Origin of the sequence: Lysinibacillus agricola (assembly GCF_016638705.1) — a bacterium.
GTDB classification, from domain to species: domain Bacteria; phylum Bacillota; class Bacilli; order Bacillales_A; family Planococcaceae; genus Lysinibacillus; species Lysinibacillus agricola.
On sequence record NZ_CP067341.1, the window covers coordinates 2,262,605 to 2,279,807 of the forward strand.

Consider the following 17,203-nt stretch of genomic DNA (forward strand, 5'->3'; position numbering starts at 1 on the left):
GGTCGATAATTATGCTAAATGTTAAACCGAGTATTGAAGAATCTGGCATTCAATTCAAAAAGAAATATGACAATTTTATTGGTGGTGAATGGGTAGCACCTGTAAATGGAGAGTATTTCGATAATAGTACGCCTATCACGAAAGAAGTATTTACACGTGTAGCTCGTTCAACAAAAGAAGATGTAGAGCTAGCATTAGATGCCGCTCATGAAGCCCAAAAAACTTGGGGGAAAACACCCGTAGCAGAACGGGCACGTATCTTACTAGCCATTGCTGATCGTATGGAAGAAAACCTTGAAAAAATTGCAAGGGTAGAAACTTGGGATAATGGGAAAGCGATTCGTGAAACTATGTATGCTGATATTCCATTGGCAATTGATAATTTCCGCTATTTTGCAAGTGCTATTCGCGCACAACAAGGGCAAGTGACACCTTTTGATGAGGATACAGTAGCTTATCATTACCAAGAACCTATTGGTGTAGTTGGCCAAATCATTCCATGGAACTTTCCTATTTTAATGGCAGCTTGGAAATTGGCGCCAGCACTTGCTGCAGGAAATAGTGTTGTATTAAAATTAGCAGAGCAAACGCCGGTATCATTCTTATTCGTAGTTGAACTTATTCAAGACCTATTACCAAAAGGTGTATTAAACGTCATTAATGGTTTTGGTGTAGAGGCAGGGAAAGAGTTAGCTTCAAGCCCACGTATTGCCAAAGTGGCTTTTACGGGTTCTACAGCTGTCGGCAAACTGATTATGAAATATGCATCTGAGAATCTAATTCCTGTTACACTAGAGTTAGGTGGCAAATCTCCTAATATCTTCTTTGAAGATGTCATGGATGCTGATGACGGATATCTAGATAAGGCGATTGAAGGATTAGTTATGTTTGCTTTAAATCAAGGTGAAGTTTGCACTTGTCCATCTAGAGCCTTAATCCATGAGTCTATTTATGATCGTTTCATGGAAAAAGCCATTGAACGAGTAAAGCAAATTAAAGTTGGTGATCCATTTGAACTTGAAACAATGATGGGTGCACAGGCTTCAGAAGAACAACATAAAAAAATTCTTTCTTATTTTGAAATTGCCAAACAAGATGGCGCAGAATGTTTAATCGGTGGCGCCGAAAATCACCTTGATAATTTAGATGGTTATTTTATTAAACCAACTATTTTTAAAGGCAATAACAAAATGCGTATTTTCCAAGAAGAAATTTTTGGTCCTGTATTGGCAGTGACTACATTTAAAACCTTCGAGGAAGCGATTGAAATTGCAAATGATACTATGTATGGATTAGGGGCAGCTGTATGGTCACGTAATACAAACGTTACCTATAAAGCAAGTCGAGAGATCCAAGCAGGACGTGTTTGGATAAATACGTATCACCAATACCCTGCTGGTGCAGCATTTGGCGGTTACAAAAAGTCAGGCGTCGGTCGAGAAAATCATTTAAAAGCTTTAGAATCGTATCAATTAACTAAATGTGTATTAGCTAGTTACAATGAACAGGCGCAAGGATTCTTTTAATTTTACCTAAGAGTGAAGTGAGGGGGCGGCTTATTGAGTAGCTATTATCCAATCCAACCTGAATTGGTCCAAAAAACGTATTCTTATAGAGAACTGACTCCAAACAGCAATTTAAACCAAGATATACTATTTTATTATGAGTTTGAACCAATAGGCATTAATAGTGATATTCATGTCATTCCTGATGCTTGCCAAGATTTAATGTTTTATATGGGCAAAGATCAAAAGGTTGTCTTAGGGAATACCCCGACTACACGTGAAATTTATTCATTTACCCCAAAAAGGTAAATATTTTGGTGTTCGTCTAAATCCAAAACAAACAGTTATTCAATACAATTGCGCATTAAAACAAATTGTTCAACAACCGTTTGTTAATGTTGAATTAGGCTGCACACTAGACTCTAAATTTATACAAGCTGTTTTTGAAGCAGGAGATTTCGAACAAAGAGTGCAGATTTGTAATGAGTATTTTTGTTCTCAAAAAAAGGAAAAAAGCTTGGGTGAAGAAATATTCGCTACTTGTTTTGATTCTATTATTGAAAATAATGGGCTGTTCTTACCAGATGTAATTCAGCATAAAACAGGTTATTCTGAGCGATATATCCGAGAACTTTTCTACAAAAAAACAGGTTTTGGACCAAAAAAACTAAGTAAATTCATACGTATTCAACTCTTACTTCAACATTTTTCTTTTGAAGAGACACCTGTAAACATTGACCAATATGGTTACTATGATCCTTCACATTATTACAAAGAATTTAAAAGCTTACTTGTCATAACACCTGCTGAATATATAAAAGAATTTTTAGGATGGAAAAATATAAAACGAAAGTTTCTATCTTATTAGCCCCTCAAAGCTTTCACTCTTTCTTATAAAAAACATACTAATGTTAGTATGTTTTTTATTTACTCATGAACAGTATACTTTCTTCCAGAAAAAACATATCAGTTAGTTTAACTACATTTACGATTCGCTACCCTAACTTTATTGAAAAATTCTATTAGCTATAAAAATTCATATAATTGATCCAGTTGCAACAGATACTTTCAGACTTAAAAGTAATCCTTTTGATTCGATAATTGTTTTGTAGGTAAGTAAAAAAAAGAGACGTATCCTTTTCATCTCACTATCAATAAGACTATTCATAAAAGCTCGTTTGATTATTAGCTCCAAAACACCCCCCCATATTTGGCGATGAACAAAACAAATAACATTACATAATATAGAAATACGAAATATTATTAAAAAGGATGATGGATTATTTCTATAGTAAGAACCGGTACCCTTCCTAGCGGAGAAATACATGACGGTGTGGAAGATGTTGTTTGGGACATTGATCGTTGGGAGAATGACGGCGGTAGAAGTATTGGTACGATTTGTCCGAGGTCGTGACTAAGAATGTAATGGCACCCGGTATAAAATTTTTAGAAGAAGAGGGAGGCAAGCGTGTCTCCTTTAAAAATATTGTACGGACGAGCTTCGAATAGCTTCAATTTTTATGAAAACAGCAAAATAAAAAAAGATTGATTCGAAACCAATAATTTCGGAGATTGGTCTTCCTACATATATACAAAGGTATTTAAGATTACTGAAACGAAAACCACGAATTTCCGTCTAATTTATAAAAGGAGTGATGATATTGAAAAAATTCAGCTTAATTTTTTCTTTACTATTTTTATCAATAGGGTTATCAGGCTGTCAACAAAGTGTTAAAGAGGAAGAACTCAACAAAGAGATTTCAAAGTCAACTGAGAAAATAGCAGATAAACCTACAATCATAGGCGAAATTATTCAAATAGAAGGTGGAAGATTTTTAGTGGAAAGCAAAACTGAAAAATTAGCAGATGAGCGTCCAGATGCGATATGGTTTTCAACTGATAAAATTGAATCTTTAAAAGTAGGACAAAATGTTTCTGTATGGACAACCGCAATAGATGAAAGTTATCCAGGACAAGCAAGTGCGGAAAAAATTGAGATTAATGAAAAATGAGAGAGAATAAACAAATAAGATATTAAACTAACTGGTGCTTTACACCTGCAGTATGTTCAGAGACGGCACGTGTTTCGATGGCCTGTGTTTTCGGTGAAAATGTAAAAATAAATATAAAGCAAGTAAGTATGGAGATAACCGTATTTTTCTTTATGAATTCAACACCTTTTAATTTTTATATTGTTCTTTTTCAAATTCTTCTTCTAGCTCTCCTGTTACTGCGTTGAACTTTAAATAAATCATATTTTTCTTGTCCTGATCCCAACCGATAACCATCACAATTGGAATGTTTTTTTGTGGGTCTTTAGTGAAACTAAAATTATACCCCTTAGCAAAAGTGTCCCCTGGATATATTTTGGTGATTTTTTGTCCCTTCTTTAGTAATTCAGGTGTATCATACTTAAATTCTTCAACTCTAGCGATAAAGTAATTTTTAGGCATAACTTCGAATCCATTAGGCACATGCGCTTTTTCACCTACCTTTCCGTCTCGGATAGTTACTAGATAAAAATCTGTTTTACCCGGTATACCAAATTCGATGTTCCAGTGTTTTCTTCTACCTTCCATTCCTGTTGGCGTTTTATCTTTGTCAACACTATTTCCACTATATAACATTGCTTCTTTATTCCACTTAAGTGCCTCTTTTTGGGCAATCTCAATTGCTTCTTTTAATGTTAAGCTCATTTCAGTGTCAGGGAAAAAAGCAACTTCGGATTCTCTGTTCGAATCCATCGTATTATCTTGGTCTGTACTTTGTTGACAACTAACTAAAAATACACAAAAGAAAAGAAGTAAAAAAATTTTCTTCATTAATTCTTCCCTCCAATAGAAAATCAGTTTAGATGTTATAAAAATAAAAATTCCGCAATATTTTCCAATTACCTTCTTTTTTATTCGAATTGAACAAGCATGTAACTTTAAGCCATTTGAAACGTATGTAGTATTAAGTAAAAATACATAGATAAACAATGATATAGACGGGGGATAAAAATAGATTTAATAATTGGAATAGCTATTGTACTAATTGTGTTTTTCTCTTCAAGCATAATTGAAAAAAGGTTAAAATCTATTGAAAAACAAAACAATCGTGTAATAGAAATACTAGAAGAAATAAGAGATAGAAAATAAATTGATATTCCACTAACCAGCTAATAGATTGTCAATAAAAATCTTTTAAATTAAAAAACACTTCATGCTATACTAAAAAGCGCAACCTTCCGAATTCATTTTGGAAGGTTTTTGTTGAATTTGAAAATGCTGTTACTATATAGTTTCTTGGAATGGCGTTTTCGATTTTAACATGGCATAAATCTTCGATATGGAGCATATAGGGGTTGGTATTTTTTATGGAGCGCTAGGTCTTGGGCTTGTATTAAGCTCTAGTATAACTAGTAAATTATCAAAAAATGTAAAGTTAGTAGCAATTATTGTACTGAGTCTCGAAGGCGTTGCCAATATGTTATTAAGTCAATCATCCAATTTTTGGGTTGCTTCAATCTTTTTAATCATAGGTACTTTATTTGGAGGTGTAAGCATCGCCTGTAATCAAACACTAATCATGAAAAATGTTCCTTCTAAATATCTTGGGAGATTTTTTGGATTAATTACAATAATGGAAAATACTATAATGGGTGCAGTTATGGCACTATCCGGATTTCTTTTAGGGTGGATAGAGCCACGCACACTCGGTTTTTTTGCGGGCCTGTTCTTTACAATTGTTGGGGTATGTCTTGCTCCTATTATCATAAGGACAAAGGAAGAAGACTCAACTAATGTAATGGAAAATACTTAGCTCTTAATGGAGCATAAGCCTAGTATTTTACTAGCTACAACCTTGCTCTAGAACATTAATATAAACAGGATTTGTCAATTTGGTGTTCTCAACTTGTATTCATTTCACTTGATGTTTGGTGAAAAATTGGTATTTATTAATAAAAATGGATCATCACCAAAAGTTGTGGCTGACATTTGTTAAAACGTATGCCCTGTATATAAGTTGATTTCCGTTCCGACTGGACGCCCCAGGAAAGTGCCCAGCCGGAACGGAAATCAACCCCACGTTATGGTGATGATTCATAAAAATTGAAACTATTTTATTTATTTAACGTATTAAATAAGAGAATCACTAGGAGGTGAAATTTTGGAAGAAAAAATTCAGGAAAAACAAAAGAGTGAGTTCCTTGAATGGATAAAGGCAATTGCATTCGCTTTATTGGTTGCGTTTGTAATCAAGCAGTTTTTATTTACTCCAGTACTCGTAAAAGGTGCTTCTATGATGCCAACACTTGAAGACCACGACCGTGTTATTGTTAACAAAATTGGTCCGAAATTTAAGTCATTTGATCGATTTGACATTGTTGTTATTCAAATGAATGAAGAAACAAATTATATTAAACGTATCATTGGTCTACCAGGAGATAAAATCGAGTATAAGGATGATCAATTATACATAAACGGGAAGAAGTACAGTGAACCTTATTTAGATCAATACAAGAAGGAACAAAAAGATACTGGGTCACTCACTTTTGATTTTACGTTAGAACAATATTTAGGTGAAACTACCGTACCAGAAGGGCATTACTTTGTATTAGGTGATAATCGTCGTATAAGTAACGATAGTAGAAATCCTGAGGTAGGGTTCATCCCTAAAGAAAGAATAATGGGTACAACAAGTATCATCTGTTGGCCGATCGAGCATATTGACTTCAGGTTTAACTAAATGGAGCCTCAAAGCTTAAAAACTTGATAAAGATAATAAACATGACCACTCCACAATGAGTGGTTTTTTTGTATTGTCTTTTGTTAAATCAACATTTGTGGAAACACACGACCAAGCGTATGATTTAATCAATGGTAAATATAATTAACTTAATGCAATGTATATATTGCAAAAAGACAAATATTCTGTATAATTTAAATTATAAAACAGGAGGAGGTAAAATATTGATGTTTGGGAAAAATAAAAACGTTGATGAACGAGTTAAAAATCTGCAAAATAAAATTTACAAAGAAATGTATTACGTTATCATTTTTGCATGTTTAATTTCAATCCTAATAAAATACATGACAATGGGAGTGCCCTTACAAAATGTAACAACAGAATGGTTGATTTTATTAATCTCATCTGTTTATTATTTTATTAGAGCAGCATATCTCGGCGTATTTACAGATGAAGTAGAGATTCACGATAGTACAAGTAAAGTTAAATTAAGTACTAAATATATTATTTTCGGTGTGGCTGTTGGTATGGTTATTGCAATTATTTTTGGTGTTAACAGTGCATTCAACTATGCAGAAAGCACTCAACAAGCAATATATTTTTTCTTTCTTGTATTCTTTGTATCACTGTTCATGTATGCACTATTTTTTGCTGGATTTTTAATCTTAATTTATGTGCTTGCTAAAAAGAAAAGTGATCAAGTGGTTCAAAGAATTTTAGAAGATAAAGATAGCAAGTGGTGATAAGGTGAAAAACATACGTTTAAAAATGGCTCGAATTGAACACGATTTATCACAAGGTGAATTGGCTGAAAAAGTAGGGGTCACTAGACAAACAATCGGATTAATTGAATTAGGTAAATATAACCCGACTTTGAATTTATGTATTTCAATATGTAAGACGTTAAATAAAACTCTAGATGAATTGTTTTGGGAGGAGTAAAATTGTGGTCAATTTATAGGATTAAAAACTTGGTAAAGATTTATCATTCAGTGGTACACGAGGATTGGCGCTCAAGATGTAATGAACAGAAGTGTAATCTGTGTAATATATTATCGAAGAGGCTATCGACTAAACAGATAGTCTCTTTTATTCTTTGGAATTCTAGTTACGCCCAAAATAAAAAAGATTGAAGCAATTTGCTCCAACCCTTTTCGTACATGCTCGGCTAGGTCAAGCAATTAATATTTATGTTCTTACGTATAAACTTAATCATTTAATCCTTTTCCATCAAGAATTTGCTGCGTGCATTTTTCAATTCTAGACACTCGCGTTTTGGGTTGTTTAGGCTGAGAAAAATGTAAAATATATGCTCTTTGTCGTCCTGGCGTCAATCCTTCAAAAGCAGTTTTTAAGGCAGGGATTTCATTGAATTTGTTGTGAAGTTCTTCAGGAATTATGTATTCCTTATGCTCTTTCATTTGCACTTCTAAACCTGCTTTTTCAACTTCAATGGCTTCATAAATATAATCTTTTATAATGCTTTCCATTCCAACTATTTCTTGAACATTGGTGAAACGAATTTGGCGCGCCGCCTGTACGTTTTCCGTTTGTTGAATTAGAATCCCGTGGGCATCCTTTAACAAGGCACCTTTGTGAAACAGAAGCGCGCAATAATCTTTAAATCCATGTATTAACACGATGTTTTTTTTCTCAAGCATGTAACATGGATGCATCCATTTAAATTCTTCAGTCAGCTCACAGTCAAGAACGATATTTCTCAACACCGAATATTCTTCCTGCCACTTCTTAGCTTTACTTAAAAATTCATCCACCTTAGGATTCATTATACTATTTGTCATCAAGGAACACCCCTCTACAATTTTTTAATTAGCTGATATCAATTGCTCTAATCGTTTTATAATAAAACAATAATTAGTGTCATGTCTAGCTAAAAATAGGGAACTAATATCGCTAACCTACAATAAATAGTGACGAGTTTTTTGTAAAAAAGCCTAAATAATAAAGATTGAAACAATTAGCCTCAATCTTTATTATTATTTGCGCTACCTTTCGGGAGGCGAAAGAGATCTAAAGATTTCATTTTTGTGCAAAAAAATTACAAGGTAGTACATAAGGTCACATTTAACAAGGTGTGGCTTCTTATTATGCATACAAAAAGTATGTGACGCAATGCTAAAGAGTTGCGCATATAGAGTAGATTAATGATTTGAATTATTTTACAAGATTTAGTATAATGGACGAGAACCTACGTTCTTATATTGGGAGGTATTTTATGAAAAAAATGTTTTTATCTTCTTCATTTTCTGATGCTGGTCATTTTTTGAAAGGTTTCGTTGGAGAAAATATTAAAGGAAAAAGAGTTACTTTTATTCCAACTGCGAGTGCAGTTGAAGAGGAAATACATTATGTAGAGTCAGCAAAAGTTGTTTTTGAAGAGCTGGGAATGATTGTAGAAGTATTAGATATATCTAATACTGATAAAAGTGAAGCAGGAAAAATATTAAAAAACAATGATTTTATATATGTATCCGGAGGAAATACATTTTTCTTACTTCAAGAATTAAAAAGGTCGGAGATAGATCAATTAATTATTGAACAAATTAATTCCGGTAAGATATATATAGGTGAGTCTGCAGGCTCAATAATAATGGCGCCTGATATAGACTATGTGAAATATATTGATGAAAAGGGTAAAGCACGACAATTAGAATCAACGAAGGGCTTAAATCTAATTTCAATATATCCTGTCCCTCATTATGGACATGAATTCTTTAATAGTATGATTGACGAGGTAATTACTAATTATAACAATAAAATTCCACTTACTCTGATATCAAACTCACAAGTAATTTTAGTTCGAGATGATGATATTGAAGTTATTTAAATGTAAATATCTAAGAAACAAAATTATATCAGATGTACTTATGAAGAAGTCACACTCGCGATGAGTTGTGGCTTTTTATTATGTGTTTGTAATAAAAGAAAAATGCTTTTATGTATTTTGTTAATTTAACCGTATGACAATGCCTTTTCCTTTAGCATTGTCACCTTCTTAACTAGAAGAAGATTTTTTCAAGTACAAAGAAAACCAAAAGTAATTCAGAACAAGTGAGCGTTAATTCAACTTTCATATTCTCACCACCTTTTTATTCAATTAAAAACTATTCTGTGCGGTGAGGGTATATTCTATTCTAACTGTGAAAAATAATTATGGAGAGATGAACAATGTTTGAACAATAGCGAAAAGATGTCCCCAATTTTGGGGAGATGTTTTAAAAGCACTTGCTACGGCAGGTGTTTTTTTGTGGAGACCCAAAATAAAAAGGACTGGGGAATTTACCCCATTCCTAATCATACATTTTTGTACACACGCTCGCCGTGCTTTATTAGCCCCAACAACAAGTTGTAATATACATTTATTTGGCTAGTTGCATAAGGGAGTTTATTACATAAAAACATTGATATATAAACGTTTATTCAGCTATATGTGTTTAACTTGCATTCCTGTCACTTTACATTTGGATAAATCATCGTCGCAGGGTCTACGTATTCATCGAACTGTTCCTCTGTTAGTAAACCAGTTGCAATCGCTGCTTCTTTCAATGTTGTGCCTTCTTTATGGGCCTTCTTCGCAATTTTTGCCGCATTTTCATAACCGATGTAAGGGTTTAATGCAGTTACAAGCATTAATGAATTTTGTAAATTGTGGTCAAGCACTTCTTTATTTGGCTCGATACCGACAGCACAATGATCATTAAAGGATTTCATTGTGTCTGCTAGTAGGCGAGTTGATTGTAAGAAGTTATAGATAATTACTGGCTTGAAGACATTGAGCTCAAAATTACCTTGGGAAGCGGCAAAGGCAATTGTTGCATCGTTCCCAACGACTTGTGTAACAACCATTGTCATCGCTTCACTTTGTGTTGGGTTCACTTTACCTGGCATAATGGATGAGCCTGGCTCGTTTTCTGGGATCGTAATTTCACCAATACCAGAACGAGGGCCACTTGCTAACCAGCGAACATCATTGGCAATTTTCATTAAGTCGGCTGCAAGAGCCTTTAATGCGCCATGTGCGACAACGGCTTCATCATGACTTGTTAGTGCATGGAATTTATTCGCTGCAGAAGTAAAATGTTTGTCTGTAATTTCACTAATTTCCGCTGCTACACGCTCTCCAAATTCAGGGTGTGCGTTAATACCCGTACCTACCGCTGTTCCACCAATTGCTAGTTCCTTCATATATTCAATGTTTTGAATAATCATATGCTCAGACTTAGCAAGCATTGCTGCCCAACCACTAATTTCTTGACCTAAAGTCAGTGGTGTTGCGTCTTGTAAATGTGTACGACCAACTTTAATAATATCTTTAAATTTCTCTGCTTTGTCATCAAGCGTTGCTTTTAGTAAGCGTAGACGAGGGAGTAAATAATCTTCAACTTTTAACACTGCCGCAATATGCAAAGCTGTAGGGAAAGTATCGTTTGAGCTTTGAGATTTGTTGACATCATCGTTAGGATGAATGCGATCAGCTTCACCAGCATTTTGTAAAATTTGGTTTGCTCGGTGCGCAATTACTTCGTTGACGTTCATATTTGACTGTGTACCACTACCAGTCTGCCAAACTACAAGAGGGAATTGATCGTCCCATTGACCATTTAAAATTTCATCAGCTGCTTGCACAATCGCATTTGCTTTTATATGTGAAAGCTTACCTAGTTTATTATTGGCGATAGCAGCACTTTTCTTTAAAATAGCCATTGCTTGAATCAGCTCTATCGGCATTTGTTCTGTACCGATTTGGAAGTTTTCTTTACTGCGCTGCGTTTGAGCACCCCAAATTTTATCTGCAGGTACTTTAATTTCACCCATAGTGTCTTTTTCAATACGATAATCCATGTAAAACAGCTCCTTTATTTATGTAAATCTCTCCAACTAATTAAAGTGAAACTTTAATCAGTGGGGTTTTCTTCATCCTCGACTGATTATTAGTTTTACTGCCCGTTAAATGCGGGATAAAGTTAAAAAACGGATATTCTTAGTCTGATGTAAGAATATCCGTTTGATACATGCTTATTTCAAAAAAAGAGGGGATTCTGAATTAAGCAATTTGGAGTAAAGAAATAATCTACTGATAATGATAATTGTTATCAATTAGAAAGTCAACAATTTAGCTTGAAGATATTTAAACTTTTTGAGAATAATTCGCAATGAATAATTCGATATCCACTTTTAAAGAGTTAAAACGCTACCATTTGAATGATAGCGTAATTAGATAAATGGGGAAGAGCTATCTCTTTTTCTTCCCAATTTCTTTTAATGGTTGTTTTTTAGGCACTTTTTCAAAAATGATACTCACGTGATAGTTGTTGTCGTCTATTTGAAGAATCTGAACAACTTTTGCTTTACGTCCTTTAATTTTAATGTTCTCTTCGACAGTTGGTAGACTTACTAGTAGCTGGCTTAGAACGGACGTCTTATTTTCATAAAAATGAGTTACAAACATATTTATTCTCCTTATAACTTTTTTATTTAACCTAGAAAAAAAGACTTAGTTTTACCTTCCTTTATTACAACACCATTAATTGTTCTTATGTAATGTAGAGAGGTAGTGTTTTTATGGGGTTAATTAACAGGGGGAAGGTTTTACTCAATGTATGATAAGCACTTAAAATATAGAACATTTGTTAAAAAGGCGTTTATGGTGAGATTAATGGTTGAGAGCATTTTAGAGGCTTGACGAAAAAATGGAAATAGACTATGATATACCGAAAATAAATTAACAATGATTGGAAGTAGTAATGAATGTAGTTTGCTTTAAAGAAATCATCGCAAACCATTTATGAACTCGTCCAGGAGTTTTTATGCTGAACACAGTAAGCATAAACGGCTGCTACCGTTATAGTAAAGTGAGCTTTCCAACTAATCAGAGTGGTACCGCGGATAACTTCGTCTCTATATTTATTTGAGATGAAGTTTTTTATTTGGGAAATTGAGGAGCGCTCGAATACCGGATCGCTCAGAAAAGATGAATTGCTTCATTGACAAAATTCTCGGTCTGTGTGTTTATAAAAATAAATAGGGGGAAATGTATGGGGATCACAAAAAAACAGGCAACGACAGTGGGATTACTAGCTCTTGTATTTTCAGCACTTTAAACTTCGATGAGCCAGGTTTTCTATGCAAAGCAGGTACAAGAAGTACCGACATTTTTATTTACTGGTTTTAGTTTTTTCATGACAGCAATTTATTTCTCTTTCTTTGTACGCAAACATAAACAAGCTAATCTGTGGAAGGGAAATATAAATTATGTAGTGAAGTTGAATATCGCATCTATGTTAGCATTTATGGGCTTTTATTTTGCTTTCACTTCTTTCAGCGGTTGTTTACCCGCTGAAAGAAGTGAAAGCCTCCGGCGGATGTCACGGAATCGGAAAGGAGTTCTTTGTGCAAGCACAAAGCCGATTCCGGACGCAATTATGCCGAGGCATAATTGATAATATGTAGAGTCAGCGATTGTAAGTGCACTAGAGATGGGCATTGGACCGCTTTTTGTCTTGATATTAGCTGTTTTCGCTAAGGAATCGATTCCGAAAGCACAGTGGGTAATTGCATCGGGAACATTTATCGCTTGTGCTATATTAATATTAGTGGGAAATCAACAGTTCAAATGGACATAACATTGCCCGTGATTTTGGCATTAATAGCGAGTGTTGGCTGTGGAGTTGGAGCTGTACTTTGTACGATGTATTCTAAGAGATTAAGTGAGGCTGGTTGGACTACCTCAATGATTCTAGTAAATCGCTATTATGGCATAATTTTATTATCTTTTTTCGCAACTTTCGACATATTTTTTAAATATTTCTCGGGAAATATTTCATGGATAATTGCAGTAATAGCAGTGGGTGTCATACTTCCGATGTATTTATTGCAGATAGGTATTCAGTATTGTTCGCCATTAATAGTAATGATGAGTTTATGCTTTGTTCTAATATTCACATTTTTCTTTCAGATATTTGATTCAAGGCTATCATGGTCGCCCGTTTCCCTTTTAGGCATAAGTCTATTGTTTATTTTGGGGGTGTGTAGCTTGTATTTGGAAAAAAGGGCGGTTTCAGAGTAGCGTAAGCGCGTTATAATAGTAGTAAGGGAGGAAACGAAATGTATTTAAAATCATGTAAGGTATTACAGGGAGATATTGTAGATAAAGGCCAATATCCCTTCAATATATCAAGTTTGCAGGATTTACAGGAGCTAGAGTTTCCGACGAATGTGACCTTCTTTGTTGGGGAAAATGGCTCTGGGAAATCAACCCTATTGGAGGCTATAGCTGATCGCTGTGATTTTAATACAGCGGGTGGCGGCCGCCAAAATTTATATGAAGTACATAAAGCGGAATCTGCACTTGGGGAATTTATCCGTTTATCCTGGTGGCCGAAGGTTTCAAATGGCTTTTTCCTACGTTCGGAAACGTTTTATCAATTTGCAAGTCATATTGATTTGTTAGAAGAACATGACCCTAAGAAAAAGTATGCCGCTTTTGGTGGAAAGTCTTTACATCATCAGTCACACGGTGAGTCCTTTTTATCGTTATTTATGCATCGCTTTAAAGGCAAGGCCATTTATTTATTGGATGAGCCTGAAGCTGCTTTGTCACCAACGAGACAGCTTAGTCTACTGAAAATTATGAAGGATTTAGAGCATGAGGCACAATTTATTATCGCCACACACTCACCTATTTTGCTCGGCTATCCAAATGCTACAATCTACAGTTTTGATAACGGGGATATTGAGTCTATTCGCTATGAAGATACCATACATTACATTGTCACAAAGCGCTTTTTAAATGCACCAGAAACTATTTTTTCAGAGTTATTTGATGAGGAGAGAGAATCATGAATCAACGAAAAGGCTTAGTCATGCGAGAAATTCGATTAGATGAAATGGCACAGTCAATAGATTTACTTAATTATGTTTTTCAAATGTCCATGTCCATTCATAAGGACCGTCGCTTTGTGAATGCCAAAAGCAAGCAATTTAATGAGGGACATGCCATTGGTTGGTTCGATGGTTCACATCTTGTATCTCAAATTTTAAGTCTACCTTTTGAAGTAAATGTTCATGGTAGGATTTATGAAATGGGAGGCATTACTGCGGTCGGAACGTACCCAGAATATTCTGGGCATGGTTTGATGGAAAGCCTTATCATCGAGAGCTTGGAGCGGATGCGCAATGAAGGACAATGTATATCCTATTTATTTCCATATTCTATCCCTTATTACCGAAAAAAGGGTTGGGAAATTATGAGTGATATTGTGGAATTTCAGGTCAAGGATACGCAGCTTCCTCACTATAAAGGCTTAAACGGTAAAATCCGTCGTGTCGATCCAAAGCATGAAGATGTTGTCACTATTTATGCGCGCTATGCTCAGAAGACGCATGGTGTTATGGTACGTAATAGCATTGCTTGGAATGAAAAGTTCCAGGAAGATTTTTGGGAAGAAAAATTTATTGATAGTGATGTGAATCTTCAGGCAGCGGTATATTATGATGAGGATGATGTTCCACAAGGTTATATGTTTTACCGCATAATGGAGGAAAATTATTACATCGATGAAATTGTCTATTTGCAGGAAGAGGCAAGAAAAGGCTTATGGAATTTTGTCTCTGCTCATAGCTCGATGATTTACAATGTTTATGGTAAAACAACCGGCAATGAAGCCGTTGCCTTTTTGTTAGAGGATAGTGAAATTATTCAAAAGGTATCGCCGTATTTTATGGCGCGCATAGTAGATGTCAAAGAATTTCTACTACGTTATCCATTCGTGGGCAATGATTTTCAGCTTCGACTAGCTGTTAGTGATCGCATCGTAGCTTGGAATAATGGCACATTTGTCATAACGATGCAGAATGGAAAAGCTACCGTTGAAAAGGTTAGTGAGACTTTGTCTGAAAATGCTATTCAACTAACGGTTCAAACACTTGCCACGATGTTACTAGGCTATAAACGGCCAAGCTATTTAGAAAAAATCGAACGTTTGCACGGCAATGCCATTGAAATTGCGCTATTAGAGACGGTGCTACCAAACGGCATTCCAACGTTTATTGATTATTTTTAGAAATAACGGGGAATTTGTGCGGGGCAACTGTACAAATTCCTTTTTCTGTGGGTCCAACTTCGGTAAGGCAAAATTGTTTAGGTCCAAGAGAAAACTGATTGGGTGAGTGAAAGAACCACCCAGGTCTAAGAGAAAACTGATCGGGCCAGTGAAAGAACTGCTCTGATCTAAGAGATAACTGATCGAGTCCACGGAAAATCGCTCCGGTCTAAGAGAAAACTGATCGGGTAAGTGAAAGAACTGCTCCGGTCTAAGAGAAAACTAATCAGGTCACCCAAGGAACTGCTTAGGTTCAAGTGAAAAAGGCGTCGGTTTGACTATGATACGGTAAGTATTAACGCTGTGACATGGGATTTACCTGACGACACATATGATTATCGAGATCAAAAATAGCCAAAACTACTGCAGTTATGGATATTTATTCCATTACCCAAGCTTTTTTTAGCAATTGTACACCGAGGATGATTTCCTCCATTTTTAACTTACTAAAACCCAATTGTATAATAGGTACAGAGCAAGGCTGTTGTTGAAAATATGGGCTCGTAGGGTAGACCTTAACTCCGTATTGTTCTGCATTGTGAATAAGCTGCTCTTCTGAAAGTTGAGAATGCACTTTCACCAATATATATAGCCCAGATTGCTCACCTAATAGCGTGATTTTTTCTCCGAATTGCTTGTTAAGTTCCGCTACAAGACCATTTATTTTATGTTTATAGATGATGCGCATTCTTTTAATATGCCGTGTCCATTCACCTTGTTCCATAAATTTCGCCATTGTTAATTGATGTAAGGTCGAAGCGTTTTGTTCAAAATGAGCAAAGCGTTCTTTATATGGGTGAACCAGTGCTTTCGGTAGCACCATATAGCTTAAACGAATGGCTGGTAAAAACGATTTTGAAAATGTTCCCATATAAATAACACGTGACTTGTCGATAGAGGCGAGAGCAGGAAATGGTCGCTGTGTATACCGAAATTCACCATCATAATCATCCTCAAGTATATAACCATCAACTTTTTTTGCCCACTGAATTAAAGCTTGCCGCTGCTGAATGCTCATGGAAACGCCATACGGGAAATGATGGGAAGGTGTGACATATAGTAAGCGCGAATGTAAATGTGCTAAATGCTCAAGTTGTGCACCATTTTCCAACACAGGTAATGTCTCTATATGAAAGCCATGCATCTTGAATGCTTCTCGTGCACCATTGTATCCGGGATCTTCTAAAATAACACTTGGGAAATCCTGCTTAAACAGAAAGCCCAGATCAATTAACATTTGCTGCGTGCTGCTACCGATAATAATGTCCTCTGCATGTACATGGACTCCACGAGCTTGAAGCAAATAATGCACAAGCTGTTCCTTTAAAAATGGTTCACCGAAAGGGTCCCCATATTCATAGCAATTTTTTAATGGTAATACTTGATTGGCCATTTGTCGCCAAGCTTTTAGAGGAAATTGCTGTTGATCGACAGCGCCAGCGCGAAAATCAATGATGATATCTTCACCGTTATTATGCGTTTTTTGAGTAAGACTTGATCGTTCTTCTTCCTGTAGAAACACTTGCTCAAATTCATTGACGAAATAACCCTTTCGTCTTTCACCACGTATGTAACCTTCCGCTACGAGCTGCTCATAGGCAGTTAACATTGTATTCCGACTGACATGTAAAGTATCGGCTAGCCGTCGAATAGAAGGAAGAGAATCATTCGTTTTCAATCTCCCTTGTTCGATTAACCATTTGACTTGCTCATAAATTTGTTTATACTTTGCCTCTTCATCTGTGAATAAGAAAATAAAATCCTTCATAAAGTCCCTCCATGACATGTTGAAATGTCTAGAACTGTTTCTTTTTAAATGTCAGTTTATTATTTATCATAATACAA

At 35.2% G+C, this 17,203-nt stretch carries 16 protein-coding genes and 1 other annotated feature; of the genes, 11 read left to right on the forward strand and 5 right to left on the reverse strand.

All coding sequences use genetic code 11. From position 1 onward, the window contains the following. The first annotated feature begins 11 nt into the window (after positions 1-11). The 4 genes from FJQ98_RS10730 (at position 12) to FJQ98_RS10745 (ending at position 3,517) form a co-directional block, all read left to right on the forward strand. Entirely contained in the window at positions 12-1,526 is a 1,515-nt protein-coding gene (locus FJQ98_RS10730) for an aldehyde dehydrogenase family protein (RefSeq protein WP_053596804.1), read from the forward strand. Positions 1,527-1,559: 33 nt separating this feature from the next. Beyond that, complete coding sequence (locus tag FJQ98_RS10735) at positions 1,560-1,814, forward strand: hypothetical protein (protein WP_201406694.1); 255 nt, start codon at positions 1,560-1,562, stop codon at positions 1,812-1,814. Then, entirely contained in the window at positions 1,783-2,373 is a 591-nt protein-coding gene (locus FJQ98_RS10740; protein ID WP_201406695.1) for a helix-turn-helix domain-containing protein, read from the forward strand. Before FJQ98_RS10735 ends, FJQ98_RS10740 begins: the two co-directional genes overlap by 32 nt. A 793-nt stretch (positions 2,374-3,166) precedes the next feature. Then, a complete protein-coding gene (locus FJQ98_RS10745; protein ID WP_053596806.1) occupies positions 3,167-3,517 on the forward strand; it encodes a DUF3221 domain-containing protein in 351 nt (116 codons plus the stop codon). A 168-nt stretch (positions 3,518-3,685) separates the two neighbouring features. Here the strand turns inward: FJQ98_RS10745 and FJQ98_RS10750 are convergent, their stop codons facing one another. Next, positions 3,686-4,327 carry a hypothetical protein gene (locus tag FJQ98_RS10750; protein WP_053596807.1) on the reverse strand — a complete coding sequence of 214 codons (642 nt, stop codon included), beginning with the start codon at positions 4,325-4,327 and terminating at the stop codon, positions 3,686-3,688. Between the two features lie 508 nt (positions 4,328-4,835). On the opposite strand from FJQ98_RS10750, the gene FJQ98_RS10755 reads away from it, so the two are divergent. The 4 genes from FJQ98_RS10755 (at position 4,836) to FJQ98_RS10770 (ending at position 7,178) form a co-directional block, all read left to right on the forward strand. Next, positions 4,836-5,309, forward strand: coding sequence for an MFS transporter (locus tag FJQ98_RS10755; RefSeq protein WP_053596808.1), 474 nt, complete (start codon positions 4,836-4,838; stop codon positions 5,307-5,309). 348 nt (positions 5,310-5,657) lie between these two features. After that, positions 5,658-6,236: a signal peptidase I gene (lepB, locus tag FJQ98_RS10760; RefSeq protein ID WP_277815980.1), complete on the forward strand. Its 579-nt coding sequence runs from the start codon at positions 5,658-5,660 to the stop codon at positions 6,234-6,236. Between the two features lie 227 nt (positions 6,237-6,463). After that, complete coding sequence (locus tag FJQ98_RS10765; protein ID WP_053596809.1) at positions 6,464-6,979, forward strand: DUF6773 family protein; 516 nt, start codon at positions 6,464-6,466, stop codon at positions 6,977-6,979. Between the two features lie 4 nt (positions 6,980-6,983). Beyond that, complete coding sequence (locus FJQ98_RS10770; RefSeq protein ID WP_053596810.1) at positions 6,984-7,178, forward strand: helix-turn-helix transcriptional regulator; 195 nt, start codon at positions 6,984-6,986, stop codon at positions 7,176-7,178. 266 nt (positions 7,179-7,444) lie between these two features. On the opposite strand, the gene FJQ98_RS10775 is transcribed toward FJQ98_RS10770, so the two are convergent. Next, positions 7,445-8,038: a YdeI/OmpD-associated family protein gene (locus tag FJQ98_RS10775; RefSeq protein WP_053596811.1), complete on the reverse strand. Its 594-nt coding sequence runs from the start codon at positions 8,036-8,038 to the stop codon at positions 7,445-7,447. Positions 8,039-8,472: 434 nt separating this feature from the next. On the opposite strand from FJQ98_RS10775, the gene FJQ98_RS10780 reads away from it, so the two are divergent. Then, complete coding sequence (locus tag FJQ98_RS10780) at positions 8,473-9,084, forward strand: Type 1 glutamine amidotransferase-like domain-containing protein (RefSeq protein WP_075807341.1); 612 nt, start codon at positions 8,473-8,475, stop codon at positions 9,082-9,084. 623 nt (positions 9,085-9,707) lie between these two features. On the opposite strand, the gene fumC is transcribed toward FJQ98_RS10780, so the two are convergent. Then, on the reverse strand, positions 9,708-11,099 hold the full coding sequence (gene fumC / locus FJQ98_RS10785) for a class II fumarate hydratase (RefSeq protein WP_053596812.1): 1,392 nt from the start codon (positions 11,097-11,099) through the stop codon (positions 9,708-9,710). A 391-nt stretch (positions 11,100-11,490) separates the two neighbouring features. Beyond that, complete coding sequence (locus FJQ98_RS10790) at positions 11,491-11,706, reverse strand: hypothetical protein (protein WP_053596813.1); 216 nt, start codon at positions 11,704-11,706, stop codon at positions 11,491-11,493. 270 nt (positions 11,707-11,976) lie between these two features. Further along, positions 11,977-12,160: a binding site (T-box leader), on the forward strand. A 1,201-nt stretch (positions 12,161-13,361) separates the two neighbouring features. Here FJQ98_RS10790 and FJQ98_RS10795 point away from each other — a divergent pair. After that, positions 13,362-14,099, forward strand: coding sequence for an AAA family ATPase (locus FJQ98_RS10795; RefSeq protein WP_053596816.1), 738 nt, complete (start codon positions 13,362-13,364; stop codon positions 14,097-14,099). Beyond that, positions 14,096-15,319 carry a GNAT family N-acetyltransferase gene (locus FJQ98_RS10800; protein WP_053596817.1) on the forward strand — a complete coding sequence of 408 codons (1,224 nt, stop codon included), beginning with the start codon at positions 14,096-14,098 and terminating at the stop codon, positions 15,317-15,319. Before FJQ98_RS10795 ends, FJQ98_RS10800 begins: the two co-directional genes overlap by 4 nt. Before the next feature lie 418 nt (positions 15,320-15,737). Here the strand turns inward: FJQ98_RS10800 and pdxR are convergent, their stop codons facing one another. Beyond that, complete coding sequence (gene pdxR / locus FJQ98_RS10805; RefSeq protein ID WP_053596818.1) at positions 15,738-17,126, reverse strand: MocR-like pyridoxine biosynthesis transcription factor PdxR; 1,389 nt, start codon at positions 17,124-17,126, stop codon at positions 15,738-15,740. Between the last annotated feature and the right edge of the window lie 77 nt (positions 17,127-17,203).